This window comes from Epilithonimonas zeae (assembly GCF_900141765.1).
In the GTDB taxonomy this organism is placed as follows: Bacteria; Bacteroidota; Bacteroidia; order Flavobacteriales; family Weeksellaceae; genus Epilithonimonas; species Epilithonimonas zeae.
The window spans coordinates 669,937-685,283 of the sequence record NZ_FSRK01000001.1; the positions used below are offsets into that span (position 1 = coordinate 669,937).

Consider the following 15,347-nt stretch of genomic DNA (forward strand, 5'->3'; position numbering starts at 1 on the left):
TTAAGAAATGAATAATCCAATAAAAGTAAATTCTATATCACAGCTTCACGAGATGTTGAATTTTGCTAAGCCTGTTCACCCTTTGATCAGTATCAATGACAATGCTAATATGGTTGTTGATGAAAATCTTCTGAACCAGCATTTTTTGTTCAATTTCTACAAGATTTCATACAAAAAAACACTGAAAGGTAAAATTGGTTATGGCCAAGGTTATTATGATTTTGATGAAGGCGGAATGGTTTTTACCGCTCCCAACCAACTGATTTCCACAACGTCGGATGATATGGAATATGAAGGTTTGACAATGCTCATTCATCCCGATTTTCTGAGGAATTATTCCTTGGGAACGCGAATCAAAAGCTTGGGATTCTTTTCTTACGCTGCGAATGAAGCTTTGTTTTTATCGGACAAAGAAAAACAGACGATTTTTTCAGTTTTTGATAATATTAAAGAAGAACTGAATAACACGATTGATGATTTCAGTCAGGATGTCATTATTTCTCATATCGAGGTTTTGCTCAATTACAGCAATCGTTTTTATAAACGACAATTCATCACCAGAAAAGCGGTGAACAATGATTTGCTTTCGAAAATCGAAGAACTTTTAAATGTTTATTTCGAAAAAGAACAAGGTTTGAATAAAGGTTTGCCAACTGTAGATTATTTGGCAACGGAACTCAGCCTTTCGTCAAGATATTTAAGCGATATGCTTCGGTCTTTGACGGGACAAAATGCACAGCAACTCATCCACGAAAAATTGATTGAAAAAGCCAAAGATTATCTCACAACAACACAGCTTTCTGTTGCAGAAATAGCTTATCAGCTGGGTTTTGAGCATCCGCAGTCTTTCAATAAGTTATTTAAAAATAAGACCAATCAGACGCCTGTACAATTTAAACAAGGCTTTTATCATAATTAAATTTAAAAATGAATATAGAAACCTTTATCAAAGATTGGATTGCCGTTGGCAACACTTATGACACTGAAAAATATCTTGAATTTTATCACGAAAAAGCAGTTTTAGACGACCCATCAGTAGGAAGGAAATTTATCGGTCACAGCGGAATTAAAGATTATTTCGTAAGTTATTTTATCGGATATCAAACTCAGACTGAATTGAGGAAATTAGATATTAAAGAAAATTCCGCTTACTTGGAAGTAGAATTTACGGGCGATTTTCCGGAAGGTAGAATAGGAGGGAGCTTTGATTTTATTTTTAAAAATGATAAGATTGAGTTTGTGAAAGCGGATTTGATTTAAAAAAAAACAAAAAATATGGCAACAAATAATTTTGATGAAATCATCAATCGCTCATTGGAATTAAGAAAGAAATATCACGAATTAGAAATCCAGCATCACGGCAGCGAATGGACGGTGGAAGAAGATGCATTGGCATATTTGACGGACGCTGGTTTAGTAGGAAGAAATATTATGTCGCAACAAAATCGCTGGCCAAAAACCAACAGCGAATCTGAGTTGGAGCATAAAATCGGAGAAAATATCTGGTGGCTGATTGTATTGGCCGAGCGTTCCAACATTGATATTAAAAACGCGATGGAAAATTTTTTAACCAAAACTGAAAAATTGATTGGATAAGCTCTTGCAAGCGGATTTGATTAATAATAGTAACTCTTTCTTAGTTTAAATTAATAAGTTTTTAATTATTGAATTATTGCTTATTCGATTTTTCCGAACCCATTTCAGCTTTCACTTTTTCACGATGCTGAATTCCCCAGCGTGTCATTGCACCAACCAGTTCTTCTAAAGTCTGGCTGTAAGGAAGCAATTCATATTCAATCGTTACTGGATAACCGTTTTCCACTTTTTTGATGATAAAACCATTCAGTTCCAAATCTTTCAGTTCACTCGAAAGGACTCTTGCAGAAATTCCGGTGACTTGTTTCTGAATTTCTGTAAATCGCTTATTTCCCCTTGCCATCGCAATGATAATCATCAGTTTCCATTTTCCACCAATAACGTACAATGCATCAGAAACTGCTGTTAAAACGGTATGGCATTCTTCAGTGAATGCTTTGTTATCTGTTTGATTTTGTGTTGATTCTTTCATAACTAATCGATTTGTTAGTCACTAACCTTTACGTAACAACTAATAAAATGTAAGCAAATATATTATAGTTTTGTCAAGTATTAATACAGATTCAGAAAATTAAAAAACAGCATTAAACATTTAAAATTATGACATTAGAAATCTTAAAAACAAAGGAAGATTTAAGAAACTTAATCGATGATTACGCTTATTTAGGTGATGAGAAGAAGATCCCACAGGTAATGGATTTGTTCACGCCCGACCTTACTTACCAAGTTTATATGAATGGAAATTTAGTTTCCAGCGTTTCAGGAAGAGAAGATATGGAGAATAACTTCAACGGTCACGCCAATGAAGTGAAAACATATTTTACTTTAAACGGACAACATACTGTAAAAATTGACGGAGAATCGGCTACTGGAATTTCATTTTCGCAACTTAAAATGATAAGAGAAGTAGAAGGAAAAGATGTTTTGACGGATTACAGTGTGAAATATGAAGACTTTTATGTCAATCAAAATGGAAATTGGCTTATCAAAGACCGTGTTGCTCATTTTTTAATTATTGAATCAAGAGCTGTATAATGAAGGTAAACACTTAAAATAATGAAGAGCTATCCACAAAACAGATAGCTCTTTTATTGTTAAGTTCAGGGATGAAAATCTACTTTTTCAAATCCAGTTCCATCTGAATATTCGCCCGTCTATAAGGAGTTGGGCGACCTGTAATTCTTTCGAATCCCATTTTGTAGTACAAATTAATCGCAGGTTTCAGTATCGTATTGCTTTCCAAATATAATTTTAAAGCACCTAATTCTTTAGCAGAATTAATAATTGCCTGACCCAAAAGCCAACCCAAGTTTTTCCCTTGAGCTTTCGGAGAAACCGCCATTTTTGCCATTTCAAAATCGTAGTTTTCGTCATTCATTTTTATCAGAGCACAAACGCCTAAAGGTACGTCTTTGTACAACGCAACTAAAATTTTTCCACCTTTGTCCAAAATGTATTCCTGCGGATTGTCCAGTAATTTGTAATCAGTTTCTTCCATTTCAAAGTAAGTCGAAATCCATTCTTCATTCAAAGCTTTGAAAACAGATTGATATTTTGGTTCGTATTCCACGATTTTTACATCTTTACTTTCACGTAGTTTTTTCTGTTCCTGAACTCGTTTTAATAATGATTTTTGTTCCAGTAAAAATTCCCACTCAGCAACTGCTTCCCAAAGGTTATGGTTGGCTTCTGACAAAAGACTTTCCACAGCGAGATCAATGTCAACGCATTGTTCATTCAACATTTTTTTTGCTAATGTTTTTCCTGTATCGGTCAATGCGACAACATTTCTGCGTTTGTCATCAGATTCAAGTTTATCATTGATTAAATCAGCTTTTATCATTTCCTTCACAATTTTGGTGACAGAAGGTTGAGAATGTCCAATTTCTTTAGCGATTTCCGTGATTGTTATTTCCTCTGTTTCTGACAAAACAAAGAAAACCGGAAACCATTTCGGAGAAAATTTCGCAACATCATACATTTCATAAATTTTCATTGCATCATCTGTAAACCGGCTCGTCAGCAAACGCAATCTGCTTCCCAAAGCCATTTTTCCCGTTCTTTCAAATATATTCATAATTAATTACATAACTGATTATGCAAATGTAAAAATAAATTTTGATTTAATAATTAATTGTAAAGAATTCATTTTGATTTCTTTGATATGATTAAATTAAAATAATAATTAAATCTAAATTCTGTAAGTTTGATTTTCTTAATTTTGGAAAATGAAAGAAAAGGCAAAAAGAATTGTTTCGGAATTTAATGCTGAATTAAAACTGAAAGGTTTCCGTGCGTTTCAGATTGAGCAGGACGGAAATGAAACCCGCGTGTAAAGCAGGAAAGAATTCTATAAAATCTGTCTGACAACAGGGAAGAGTAAAATTCATTATTCCGATAAAAGCTTCGAGCAGGAAGGAACGGTGCTTTTTTTTGGAAATCCGCATATTCCGTATTCCTGGGAAACGATTTCAACAACTTATAAAGGCTATACCATTCTTTTTTCTGAAGAATTTTTCAAAAATTCTGAACGTTCCGAAAGCTTGCAGCAATCTTCTTTCTTTAAAATTGGTGGAACTCCGGTTCTGAAAATTACCGAAGAGCAAAGACTTTTTCTAAATACCATTTTCCAAAAGATGATTGCAGAGCAGGAAGGCGATTATATTTATAAAGATGAACTTATTCGCAACTACATTAGCCTGATCATCCACGAATCTCTAAAGCTGGAACCAGCAAAAGATTTTGACCAGAACAAGAATGCGGCATCAAGATTATCATCCGTTTTTCTGGAGCTATTGGAAAGACAATTTCCTATCGAAACAACAAACCAGCCTCTGCAGCTGAAATCAGCTAAGGATTTTGCAAAAATTCTGAATGTTCACGTTAATTATCTCAATCGTGCCGTGAAAGAAGTTACCGGAAAATCCACCACAACCCATATCACGGAACGTATTCTCACAGAAGCAAAAGCATTGCTGCAGCATACCGACTGGAATATTTCAGAAATCGCTTTCGCACTAGGATTCGATTATCCGACGTATTTTAATAATTTTTTCAAAAAACAGACCGGAACCAATCCGAAAACATTCCGTTTGACGGAGGTTTGATTTTCTTAATTTTTGGTTTGATTATTATTAACTGTTAGCGCTCCGCAGTTTCTAATTTTGTATCAGTAATTTTTAAAACAAAATTCAGATATGAAAATAGTAACCACAGCGATGGTTTTGTCCTTTCTTTTCATCGGACAGGCATTTGCGCAGAATAAAAAATCAAATCAAACAAAAATGAATGTGACGGAACAAAACGAACATTATACGTTTAAGCTAAGTGATAAAGTAATCCGAAAAGCGGTGACTTTCAAAAACCGTTACGGAATAACCCTTTCCGGAGATCTATACCTTCCAAAAAATGCAGATAACGAAAAACTAGCAGCTTTGGCAATCAGCGGACCGTTTGGTGCGGTAAAAGAACAGTCTTCAGGTTTGTATGCCAACCAAATGGCGGAAAGGGGTTTTGCCGTTATCGCTTTTGACCCTTCATATACCGGTGAAAGTGGGGGTGAGCCGAGAGATATTGCTTCACCCGACATCAATACCGAAGATTTTAGTGCGGCAGTTGATTTCTTAGGGCTTCAACACAATGTAGACCGAAACAAAATCGGAATCATCGGAATTTGTGGTTTTGCAACTTTTGCTTTGAATGCGACCATTGCCGACAAACGAGTGAAAGCGGTGGCGACGACGAGCGCTTATGATATTTCAAGAGTCAGCGCCAAAGGATATTACGATAAAATGACTCCCGAAGAACGTACAAAAGCTTTCGAAACAATGAGCCTGCAACGTTGGGTGGATGCCGAAAACGGAAAACCGGAATATCCGACAACCCATTTGCCGGAAAAATTAAAAGGTGATGAACCTCAATTTGTTAAGGATTATTTTGATTATTACAAAACGCCGAGAGGGTATCATAAACGTTCTTTAAACTCGAATAAAGGCTGGACGAAAACCAATTCTCTGTCTTTTGCCAATTCCGTAATGTTGAGTTATATCAAAGAAATTTCACCAAGACCTATGCTTCTTATTGCCGGGGAAAATGCACACTCCAAATATATGAGTGAAGATATTTACAAAATGGCTTCAGAACCGAAAGAATTGATGATTATTCCAAATGCGGTTCACGTAGATTTATACGATAGAGTCGATGTAATTCCTTTTGAAAAGCTGGATCATTTCTTCAGAACCAATTTGAAATAATTGAATAGTGCAATAGCTGAATCCGCATCTTTAGAAATGGCGGATTTAGCATTTTTTTTTTTCTAAATATTTGAAAAATGAGCTTTAACAAAGATATTTTCGTCAGACTTCGGGATGGCGAAACAATAATGCCTAATGACCCGGAAATTCATAAATTGCGGGAAGCTTCTTATGAAATTAAGAAACAATTGATTGAATTAAATAATTCCACAGAGCCGGATGAGATTTTAAACATATTAGGTGAAATTGTCGGTGAGAAATTGAAGAATGTAGCGGTATTTACACCTGTTTATATCAACTACGGGAAGAATCTTAAGATTGGTAAAAATGTGTTCATCAATTTCGACTGTACTTTTCTGACTTTAGGCGGAATTACCATTGAAGATGACGTTTTAATAGGTCCGAAAGTAAGTCTGATAACAGAAAATCATCCTTTAGAGCCTCAACATAGGAAAGGATTGATTGGTAAATCAATTTTAATCAAGAAAAATGCGTGGATTGGAGCCAATTCAACGATTCTTCCCGGAGTTACGATTGGTGAAAATGCAGTTGTTGCTGCCGGAGCTGTAGTTTCAAAGGATGTTCCGGACAATGTTGTGGTAGGAGGGATTCCTGCAAAAATCATCAAAACAATAGAATCATAAATTAATTGTAAAACAATGAAATATTTAATCATTATTTTATCGTTCAGCACAACGTTAATCGCACAAAATAAAGTAAATTCAAACAAAATAAAATCTAACAAAATGAATACGGATATTCCTAAAATAAGTGATTTTCCGACAGGTGAAGAAAACAGGGCTTATGCGCAGTACTTTATTGGCAAATCCTATTTGGCGCCACTTACAAGCAACAAAGATTTAAATGTTCCCCTTTCTAATGTCACATTTGAACCGGGTTGTCGCAACAATTGGCACAGCCATACAGGCGGACAGCTTTTGATTGTTGTGGGTGGAGAAGGTTTATATCAGGAAAGAGGAAAACCTGCCCGTCGTTTAAAAACCGGGGATATCGTAGAAATTGCTCCAAACGTTGAGCATTGGCACGGCGCGACTTCCGAAAGTTGGTTTTCGCATTTAGCGACGAATGGTAATCCGCAAACCAATCAAAATATTTGGCTGGAAGCTGTTTCCGACGAAGAATTTGCTGAGGCCAACAAAAAATAATTTTAGATTAATTTAAATACAAAGCGAGCTTTAATAAGAGATAGTGATATTATGAGGTTTAAAGCATTTAGTTTAAAAATAATTTTATACGCTTTGTGTTAAATTTTTCATATAAATAGTAAACAGATAATCAAAAATAATTTTCTATAATGAGCAAAAACAAGTTTCTACAATGGATAATTCTTTTTATACTCACATTAAGTACGACAAAAATGGATGCACAAGAAAATAAAACCAATCAAAATTTGAATGCTAAAGAACAAAGTTTGGTAAAGATTTCTTCACTCACCGCAACCGGAAATCTTGAAAGTCTAAAACTTCAGTTGAATGCCGGATTGGATTCTGGTTTGACGATTAATGAAATTAAAGAAGCCTTGGTTCAATTGTATGCGTACTGTGGTTTTCCCAGAAGTCTGAATGCTATCAATACTTTTAAATCAGTTTTAGACAAAAGAAAAGCGAAAGGTATTAATGATCTCGAAGGAAAGAAAATCATTGTCGGAAATACTGTTGAAGATAAATATGAACAAGGCAGAAAAACCCTTGAAGAACTAACAAAAATGCCACAAACCAAACCAGCAAAAGGCTTTGGTGAGTTTGCTCCACGAATTGATGTTTTTTTAAAAGAACATTTATTTGCCGATATTTTTGTGAGTGATGTTTTAACTTTTCAGCAAAGAGAAATAGTAACGATTTCTGCTCTGGCATCTTTGGATGGAGTAGATGCACAGTTGCAATCGCATATTAATATGGGAAAAAATACGGGAATAACTGAAAATCAATTAGCTCAATTGGCTGATTTGGTTCAGGAGTCTGTCAACAAAACTCAGGCAAACACAGTCCGAAAAATCATTGGAAAACCGCTTGTTCCGATTATTAAAAGTGATATCATGATTCGGATTTCTGAAATTGAAATTGTACCCGAATTTTTGGAAGAATACAAATCAATTCTGAAAGAAGAAGCTTCAGCTTCGGTAAAATTAGAGAAAGGCGTGATTGCCATTTTCCCGATGTTTCAGCAGAAAAATCCGACTCAAATCAGAATTGTAGAAATCTATGCGGATAAAGATGCGTATCAGTTTCATTTGCAGACGCCACATTTTCAACATTACAAAACCTCGACTTTGAAGATGGTAAAATCATTAAATCTAGTTGATATGGAAAGTCTTGATAAGGAAACGATGTCATTAATATTTGATAAAATAAAATAATTAAAAATGAGTACAAAAGTAAACGCTAACTAATTCTAATGTTTTTAAAGTGGTGATTTTTTCATCACTTTTTTTGTTTCTGAAGTTTTGATTATTCACAGTGATTTTTATCACAATATTTTATTCTGACTTTGTCAATCTATTTTATATATCTTTGCGCCAATCTGGTGAGCTGTAAAAAGCGCTTAATAGGGAATCCGGTGAAAATCCGGAGCAGACCCGCTACTGTAAGCTTCACACAAAGGTTTTTGAAAATTATATCCACTGTCGCAAGATGGGAAGGATTTCAAAAATGAAGTAAGTCAGGAGACCTGCCAGAAATTATAAATATTTGACGCTTTCGTGGAATAAAGCTTAGTCAACAATGATTTTGTGTAGCATAAACTGTGCATTATCCTTGCTTTCTTACCTCCATTAGCGTCATCATTATTCGATATGAGCTAATGGTGACACGATTTACTTTTCGGTTTTATAAAACTGCTGTTGCGATATTTGTGACAGCTTCTTCGCTATGTTTTTCCCAGTCAAAAAAAGATTCGGTTAAGGAAACAGAGATTCAAAAAGTCAATGTTTACAAAAAGAATTTCAAAGAGATTCTTCCGGCTCAGACGCTTTCAGGCGAACAATTAGAGAGACTAAACAGTGAATCCGTTGCAGATGCATTGCGATACTTTTCTGGTGTTCAAATCAAAGATTACGGAGGAATTGGCGGACTCAAAACCATCAATATCCGAAGTATGGGAAGCCAGCACGTTGGAGTTTTCTATGACGGAATTCAACTCGGAAATGCTCAAAACGGATTGGTTGATTTAGGTCGGTTTTCTTTGGATGATATTGAGGAAATCTCGCTTTATAACGGGCAGAAATCTGAGATTTTCCAGCCTGCAAAGGATTTTGGTTCGTCAGGTTCAATTTATCTTCAACCGAAAACACCGAGTTTTAAATTTAATAAAAAAACAAATCTCGTTCTGAGGTTGAAGAACAGTTCTATCGATTTGTTCAATCCGTCTTTCCGTTTAGAGCAGAAGATTTCGGAGAGAGTTTCGGCGAGTTTCAGTTCAGAATTTTGGCAGAGCGACGGGATTTATCGTTTTCGTTATCATAAAAAATATCCTGATGGCGAAAGAGCTTACGACACAATTGCAAAACGTTTCGATTCTGATATCAAAGCCAAACGATTCGAAACCAGTCTCCACGGAAACCAGAATAATGGAAGCTGGAACATCCGAGGTTACGGTTATCTATCCAATCGTGGAATTCCAGGAGCGATTGTTAACAATAGATTTGGAGCAAGAGGACAGCGGATGATTGATGAAAATTATTTTGTTCAGGCTAATTTCAGAAAGAAGTTGTTTCCAAAACTAGAAACACAATTCAAAGGTAAGTTTGCCTATGATTACACAAATTATATTGATACTGTTTCATCCATAAAAATCAAAAATCAATATATCCAGAGAGAGGTTTATTTGTCTTCATCTAATATTTATTCCATTACACCAAAATGGGATTTCAGTGCTAATTTTGATTTTCAATATAACAATCTGGATGCTTTTGGAACAGGGATTTATAATTTTTCTTTTCCGACTCGTTACACTTCCTTAGCTGCTTTTGCAACCACTTATGAGTTTAATCGGTTTAAATTTTTAGGAAGTCTTTTGGGAACTTTCGTTCACGAAGATGTTGAGATGAATGCCAAATCTCCCGATAAAAACGAATGGACACCGGCTGCTTTTTTAAGCTATCAACTTTCTAATGACTTTACGCTGAGAGCATTTTATAAAAGAATGTTTAGGATGCCGACATTCAACGATTTGTATTACACCAATATCGGAAATACATTTTTGAAACCGGAATTCACAAACCAATATAACGTTGGCTTCACTTATCAGAAATTTTATAAAAATCAAACCTTCCAATCTTTCTATGCAAAGGTTGATACTTATTTCAATAAAGTTCAGGATAAAATTGTTGCTGCGCCTAATGGAAGTATGTTCCGCTGGACGATGTACAATTTGGGAGAAGTTGAGATTATCGGAACCGATGTTAATCTGCAAGCAGAATTACAGTTTGGAAATGTAAAAATCAAACCCTTGCTGAGTTATACTTATCAGAGTGCCAGAGATTTTTCTGATAGAGCAGACCCTTATTTTGGCGACCAGATTCCTTATACGCCTTGGCATTCAGGAACTTTTACACTGATGTCAGATTACAAAGATTGGTCGTTCAATTACAGTTTTATGTATGTCGGTGAGCGCTATGATGTGAGCCAGAACAATATCGCTTTTAACTACATTCAACCTTGGTACACACACGATTTATCGATTCAGAAAAAAATCAATTGGAAGAATTATCAGTTCAAAGCAAGCTTGGAAGTGAACAACATTTTCAATCAATTCTATGAAGTGGTTTTGAGTTATCCAATGCCGGGGCGAAATTTTAAACTCATTGTAAGTTTCACATTATGAGAAAACTAAATCTAATTTTAATGGCTTTTGCATTCATTACTTTAATGTCTTGCAGAACGGACGATATCATCATTCGTGAGGAAGTTGAAGAAGGTCTTGCTCAACCGGAAAATACCGCTATCAAAGGGTTTTATCTTTTGAACGAAGGCAATATGGGAACGAACAAGGCGACTTTGGATTTCTTCGATTACACGACAGGAACTTATCATAGAAATATCTATTCCGAGATTAATCCAAATGTTGTAAAAGAATTGGGCGACGTTGGCAACGACATCAAAATTTATGGAAGTAAGATGTACGCTGTCATTAATGTTTCTAATAAAATTGAAGTTCTGGAAGCCAAAACTGCTAAAAGAATCAAAACCATCAATCTTGAAAACTGCCGTTATGTGACTTTCAAAGACGGGAAAGTTTATGCTTCAAGTTACGCCGGCCCGGTTGTTCTCGACCCCAATGCACCGCTTGGAAAAATTGCTGAGATTGATACGGTTTCGCTTTCCATAAAACGTGAAGTTGTCGTTGGTTATCAGCCGGAGGAAATGACGATTGTCGGGAATAATCTTTACGTTGCCAATTCCGGAGGTTACCGATTTCCAAATTATGACAAAACCGTTTCCGTCGTTGATTTGAACACATTTACCGAGACCAAAAAAATCGATGTTGCGATTAATCTTCATCACATTACAAAGGACGATGACGGCGATTTGTATGTGAGTTCCAGAGGCGATTATTACAACGTTCCATCCAGTTTATTTTTGGTCGATTCCAAAACCGGAACTGTGAAAAAAGACTTTCACATTGCGGTCAGCGAGATGACGATTGTGAACGGCAAACTCTATTATTACGGCAACGAATTCAATTACAACACGCATTCCTACACCAAATCTTTTGGAATCATTGATGTAAAAACCGAGCAAATCATCTCAAACAAAATCATCGACCAGGAATATGTAGATGCGATAAAAACACCTTACGGAATTGCCGTCAATCCAATCACAGAAGACATTTATATGACCGATGCAAGGAATTATGTTTCCACAGGATTCGTCTATTGCTTTGATAAAAACGGAAAATTCAAATGGAAAACTGAAGGCGGAAATATTCCTGCACACTTTGTTTTTCTCTATAAATAAATTGATATGAAAATGAAAAATTACTTTCTAAAATTTACTTTGCTGTCATTAATTACAATCGGAATGATTGCCTGTAAAAACGATGACGACGAAAATACGTTTAGCCTTGCTGATTCTTATTCCGTTGACCGTTTCAAAGTGTTGAATATTCCGACTAATACTTCAGGAACTTTCACTTGGAAAATTAATGATTCTTTGATTTCAGAAAATTCAACATTAGATTTCATCAGTCCTTACGCCAGAACTTATCCTTTGACTTTGCAGGTTGAAAGTAACGGAACGACTACAACTTACACCTCAAAAATCATTGTCAACAAAGAATCGGTTTCTTACAGTAAATACATTTCGAATGTTTTCGATTTCCGTCCTGCTGTTGGACAATTTATGAATGAGATTCCGGAATATTCTGCTGGAAATACATCGGAACAGATGATTCAGAAAGCGAAACAATCATTGGTTGGTTCCAATTCTTCGATGATTTCGTTGGGTGGATTTGGAGGTTATGTCACTTTTGGATTTGACCACACCATCCCAAATATGAATGGCAAAGATTTCAAGATTCTGGGCAATGCATTTTGGGGCGATTTGTCTGCGGAAGAACGTTCGGGCTCTTGCGAACCGGGAATCATTCTGGTAGCTTACGACAAAGATAAAAACGGAAAACCCGATGAAGACGAATGGTTCGAAATTGCAGGAAGCGAATATTTCAAAAATACAACCGTAAAGAATTACACAATTAATTACTTCAAACCCAACGAATCCAAACCGCCAGTTCCTGGAATAGAATATTGGGAAAACGATGTAGAATATATCAAGTGGACAGATAATCTGGGAAATTCAGGATTCAAAACAAAAAATGTTTTCCACATTCAAAGCTATTATCCGTTGTGGATTTCTGATGCTTCTTACAATTTTACGGGAACTAAGTTGGCTAATAATTACTACGACCAGAGTGGAAGCGGAACGTATTGGGTCGGAAAGTCTTATGCCTTCGGATACGCAGACAACGCACCGAATAACGACGAAGCTTCCAATATTGATATTTCTTGGGCTGTTGACAAGAACGGCAATTACGTCAAACTTCCCGGAATCGATTTCGTGAAAGTCTATACGGGAGTCAATCAGGAAGCGGGCTGGCTGGGCGAAGTTTCTACAGAAGTTGCCGGCGCTTACGATTTACACTTAAAATAAAATTCAACAATAATATTCTTTAAATCAATTAAAAATGAAAAAGTTTTATCTTTTCACATTGCTGTTGTTCTTTGCATTTTTTACCAATGCACAAGTCACAGTTCAGGGAGTTCCGAGAAATGACCTCAAAACGAATTCCATTAAAAAAACTCAATCTAAAAAAGCAGATTTCACAATGGATGATATCATCTATTGGGTGGGAACAGGTTCTAACAAAGCAGCTTTCGTCGTTCAATGGAATGATGCTAAAAATCCAGATGCTTTGGTATGGGGTTTTAAATGGGACGGAAATGCAACCGGCGAAGATATGCTGAAAGCGATTGCAAAAACCGATAAGCGTTTTTTTTCATTATTATACCAAGGAACACAATACGGAAGTGCAATTGGCGGACTTGGTTTTGACCTTGACGGAAAAGGAACAATCGGGCTTTACAATAATGGAAACACAACTTATCCACTATATCCGGTAGATGGATTTGTTAATACAACTGCTTATGATTTTGACAATTATACAGCGATTGATCCTAATGATCATTGGGGAGCTGGCTGGTACACCGGTTATTGGTCGTATTGGGTAAAAGATCCTACAGATACGGATTTCGGGTATTCTGGTTTAGGAGCAAGTAGCAGACAATTGCAGAATGGTTCCTGGGATATCTGGAATTTCAACCCAAATTTTGAAAGCTTTGATATCTCATCAACGATGACGCCTGTTTCCGCTTATTCTGCACAGGCAGATTTTACCAAAGGTTATTTTATGGTAAATGAAGATTGGTTTGGTCACACAAACGGTTCTGTGAACTTTGTTGGTGATAATAACCAAATCTATTATAGAGTTTACAGCGAGAAGAATAATAATCAGGCATTTGGAGCGACGACTCAGTTTGGAACAATCTACGGAGACAAATTCTATTTCATTTCCAAACAAGCAGCTGATGGTGGCGATACACAATACACACCTGGCGGAAGATTAGTAGTTGCGAATGCCACCACGATGGAGAAAATCAAAGGCTTTGACAACATCGGTGGAGGAGACGGACGTTCTTTCCTTGGTGTGAATGAAAAATTAGGCTACATCGGCGCATCCAACGGAATCTATACTTTCGATATCGAAAATCTGCAGGTTGGAACTTTGATTACGGGAACTGGCGGTGGAAGCCAATATGCTGGACAAATCGGAAATATGGTGAGAACTTCGCAGTATGTTTTTGCGGTTAAACAATCGACTGGAATTCTAATAATTGACCCGAAAACCAATACTTTGATTCAGACGATTTCCGGAGCTTTCCATTCTATTGTTCAGGCGAAGGACGGAAGTGTTTGGGCGATTCAAAATCAGAAATTGATTAATATTAATCCAACCACTTTTGCAACAACTGAATATGCGCTTTCTACTGCAACTCAATATCTTGGTTCTTGGGGAGCTTGGAATGCAGGAAGTTTCACTTATAGTAACCAGCAAAATGCTTTGTATTGGATGAACTCCGTGAATGCTTTTACATCTGGAACTAAGGTTGTCAAATTTGATGTAACGACAAAAACACTTGATGGTAATTTTATAACAATTCCTGGTCAGGAAGGAACTTACAAGCAAATTCCTTACGGTGCAGCGTTGAGAGTTAATCCTGTTTCTGACGAATTAATCCTTAACACAACAGAAAGTGGTTATGGTGCGCATTATCAGAAAAACTGGATTCATACTTACAGCAATACAGGAGCTTTACTGAATACTAAAACCTTGAATGATTATTATTGGTTTCCAGCGGTAACAGTATTTCCAGACAATACTTTGCCTGTTGTGAGTTCTACTTTCCCTTCAGAAATCAATCCAAGTGGAATTACAAAGATTGACCTGAAAACGATTGTGACCGATGCGGATAATCTTTCGGTTTCGATTTTGAAAACAATCAAATCCAATAGCAATACCAATGCGATTTTGGCAGAAATCAATGCTGATGAAGAGTTGGTTTTAACACCACAAAATGCAGGAACGGCAAACATCGTTGTCAGCTTTAATTCTAATGGAAAAGTGGTTGACAAAACCTTGACTGTTATCTCATCATCATTGGCTGTGAATGATAATGTTAAGAAAATCAATTTGAGTATCTATCCAAATCCAACAACCGATGTCTTGAATATCAAAACTCAGGATAAGATTGTTGAGGTTTCTGTATTTGATGTTACAGGAAAAGCTATTAGTACCAAGTTGATGGATGGAAAAATCAATGTCTCTCAATTATTGAAAGGTAATTATATCTTAAGAGTGACGACCGATAAAGCAATTTATCAGGAGAAATTTATTAAGAAATAATATTGATTAATTCAGTTGTTA

The 15,347-nt window shown here is 36.0% G+C and carries 15 protein-coding genes and 1 riboswitch; of the genes, 13 read left to right on the plus strand and 2 right to left on the minus strand.

The features are described from left to right. The first annotated feature begins 7 nt into the window (after window positions 1-7). The 3 genes from BUR19_RS03010 to BUR19_RS03020 are packed head-to-tail and all read left to right on the plus strand — an operon-like array spanning window position 8 to window position 1,596. The gene (locus BUR19_RS03010) at window positions 8-919 is read left to right on the plus strand and encodes a helix-turn-helix domain-containing protein (RefSeq protein ID WP_074233441.1); all 912 of its coding nucleotides are present in this window, start codon (window positions 8-10) and stop codon (window positions 917-919) included. 8 nt (window positions 920-927) lie between these two features. After that, window positions 928-1,260 carry a nuclear transport factor 2 family protein gene (locus tag BUR19_RS03015; RefSeq protein ID WP_074233442.1) on the plus strand — a complete coding sequence of 111 codons (333 nt, stop codon included), beginning with the start codon at window positions 928-930 and terminating at the stop codon, window positions 1,258-1,260. Window positions 1,261-1,275: 15 nt separating this feature from the next. Next, a complete protein-coding gene (locus BUR19_RS03020; protein ID WP_074233443.1) occupies window positions 1,276-1,596 on the plus strand; it encodes a MazG-like protein in 321 nt (106 codons plus the stop codon). A gap of 73 nt (window positions 1,597-1,669) precedes the next feature. Here BUR19_RS03020 and BUR19_RS03025 read toward each other — a convergent pair whose 3' ends face one another. Continuing rightward, window positions 1,670-2,068, minus strand: coding sequence for a winged helix-turn-helix transcriptional regulator (locus BUR19_RS03025; RefSeq protein ID WP_074233444.1), 399 nt, complete (start codon window positions 2,066-2,068; stop codon window positions 1,670-1,672). A 128-nt stretch (window positions 2,069-2,196) separates the two neighbouring features. Here BUR19_RS03025 and BUR19_RS03030 point away from each other — a divergent pair, with 128 nt between their 5' ends. After that, on the plus strand, window positions 2,197-2,631 hold the full coding sequence (locus tag BUR19_RS03030; protein WP_074233445.1) for a nuclear transport factor 2 family protein: 435 nt from the start codon (window positions 2,197-2,199) through the stop codon (window positions 2,629-2,631). Window positions 2,632-2,710: 79 nt separating this feature from the next. On the opposite strand, the gene BUR19_RS03035 is transcribed toward BUR19_RS03030, so the two are convergent. Further along, window positions 2,711-3,673 carry a bifunctional helix-turn-helix transcriptional regulator/GNAT family N-acetyltransferase gene (locus BUR19_RS03035; RefSeq protein ID WP_074233446.1) on the minus strand — a complete coding sequence of 321 codons (963 nt, stop codon included), beginning with the start codon at window positions 3,671-3,673 and terminating at the stop codon, window positions 2,711-2,713. Window positions 3,674-4,019: 346 nt separating this feature from the next. On the opposite strand from BUR19_RS03035, the gene BUR19_RS03040 reads away from it, so the two are divergent. The 9 genes from BUR19_RS03040 to BUR19_RS03080 all read left to right on the plus strand — a co-directional run bounded on the left by BUR19_RS03040 (window position 4,020) and on the right by BUR19_RS03080 (window position 15,326). Continuing rightward, entirely contained in the window at window positions 4,020-4,703 is a 684-nt protein-coding gene (locus BUR19_RS03040) for a helix-turn-helix domain-containing protein (protein WP_317041445.1), read from the plus strand. Window positions 4,704-4,793: 90 nt separating this feature from the next. Continuing rightward, window positions 4,794-5,849 (plus strand): alpha/beta hydrolase, encoded by a 1,056-nt coding sequence (locus BUR19_RS03045; protein WP_074233447.1) that lies wholly within the window; start codon window positions 4,794-4,796, stop codon window positions 5,847-5,849. A 77-nt stretch (window positions 5,850-5,926) separates the two neighbouring features. After that, complete coding sequence (locus BUR19_RS03050; protein WP_074233448.1) at window positions 5,927-6,493, plus strand: DapH/DapD/GlmU-related protein; 567 nt, start codon at window positions 5,927-5,929, stop codon at window positions 6,491-6,493. A gap of 102 nt (window positions 6,494-6,595) precedes the next feature. Then, on the plus strand, window positions 6,596-7,015 hold the full coding sequence (locus tag BUR19_RS03055; RefSeq protein WP_245799011.1) for a cupin domain-containing protein: 420 nt from the start codon (window positions 6,596-6,598) through the stop codon (window positions 7,013-7,015). A gap of 212 nt (window positions 7,016-7,227) precedes the next feature. Then, entirely contained in the window at window positions 7,228-8,226 is a 999-nt protein-coding gene (locus BUR19_RS19095) for a carboxymuconolactone decarboxylase family protein (RefSeq protein ID WP_074233450.1), read from the plus strand. A gap of 148 nt (window positions 8,227-8,374) precedes the next feature. Next, window positions 8,375-8,559, plus strand: a riboswitch (cobalamin riboswitch). Between the two features lie 110 nt (window positions 8,560-8,669). Further along, window positions 8,670-10,691 (plus strand): TonB-dependent receptor, encoded by a 2,022-nt coding sequence (locus tag BUR19_RS03065; RefSeq protein ID WP_074233451.1) that lies wholly within the window; start codon window positions 8,670-8,672, stop codon window positions 10,689-10,691. Continuing rightward, window positions 10,688-11,824, plus strand: a complete 1,137-nt coding sequence (locus tag BUR19_RS03070; protein ID WP_074233452.1) for a YncE family protein — start codon at window positions 10,688-10,690, stop codon at window positions 11,822-11,824. The genes BUR19_RS03065 and BUR19_RS03070 overlap by 4 nt, the downstream gene beginning before the upstream one ends. Before the next feature lie 12 nt (window positions 11,825-11,836). Next, on the plus strand, window positions 11,837-13,015 hold the full coding sequence (locus BUR19_RS03075) for a cell surface protein (RefSeq protein ID WP_074235519.1): 1,179 nt from the start codon (window positions 11,837-11,839) through the stop codon (window positions 13,013-13,015). Between the two features lie 34 nt (window positions 13,016-13,049). Continuing rightward, window positions 13,050-15,326, plus strand: a complete 2,277-nt coding sequence (locus BUR19_RS03080; RefSeq protein ID WP_074233453.1) for a DUF5074 domain-containing protein — start codon at window positions 13,050-13,052, stop codon at window positions 15,324-15,326. The last annotated feature ends 21 nt before the right edge of the window (window positions 15,327-15,347 follow it).

Coding starts and splice junctions, on each gene's coding strand:
- BUR19_RS03010 (WP_074233441.1), top strand. CDS start 8: ATGAATAATCCAATAAAAGTAAATTCTATATCACAGCTTCACGAGATG.
- BUR19_RS03015 (WP_074233442.1), top strand. CDS start 928: ATGAATATAGAAACCTTTATCAAAGATTGGATTGCCGTTGGCAACACT.
- BUR19_RS03020 (WP_074233443.1), top strand. CDS start 1,276: ATGGCAACAAATAATTTTGATGAAATCATCAATCGCTCATTGGAATTA.
- BUR19_RS03025 (WP_074233444.1), bottom strand. CDS start 2,068: ATGAAAGAATCAACACAAAATCAAACAGATAACAAAGCATTCACTGAA.
- BUR19_RS03030 (WP_074233445.1), top strand. CDS start 2,197: ATGACATTAGAAATCTTAAAAACAAAGGAAGATTTAAGAAACTTAATC.
- BUR19_RS03035 (WP_074233446.1), bottom strand. CDS start 3,673: ATGAATATATTTGAAAGAACGGGAAAAATGGCTTTGGGAAGCAGATTG.
- BUR19_RS03045 (WP_074233447.1), top strand. CDS start 4,794: ATGAAAATAGTAACCACAGCGATGGTTTTGTCCTTTCTTTTCATCGGA.
- BUR19_RS03050 (WP_074233448.1), top strand. CDS start 5,927: ATGAGCTTTAACAAAGATATTTTCGTCAGACTTCGGGATGGCGAAACA.
- BUR19_RS03055 (WP_245799011.1), top strand. CDS start 6,596: ATGAATACGGATATTCCTAAAATAAGTGATTTTCCGACAGGTGAAGAA.
- BUR19_RS19095 (WP_074233450.1), top strand. CDS start 7,228: ATGGATGCACAAGAAAATAAAACCAATCAAAATTTGAATGCTAAAGAA.
- BUR19_RS03065 (WP_074233451.1), top strand. CDS start 8,670: ATGGTGACACGATTTACTTTTCGGTTTTATAAAACTGCTGTTGCGATA.
- BUR19_RS03070 (WP_074233452.1), top strand. CDS start 10,688: ATGAGAAAACTAAATCTAATTTTAATGGCTTTTGCATTCATTACTTTA.
- BUR19_RS03075 (WP_074235519.1), top strand. CDS start 11,837: ATGAAAAATTACTTTCTAAAATTTACTTTGCTGTCATTAATTACAATC.
- BUR19_RS03080 (WP_074233453.1), top strand. CDS start 13,050: ATGAAAAAGTTTTATCTTTTCACATTGCTGTTGTTCTTTGCATTTTTT.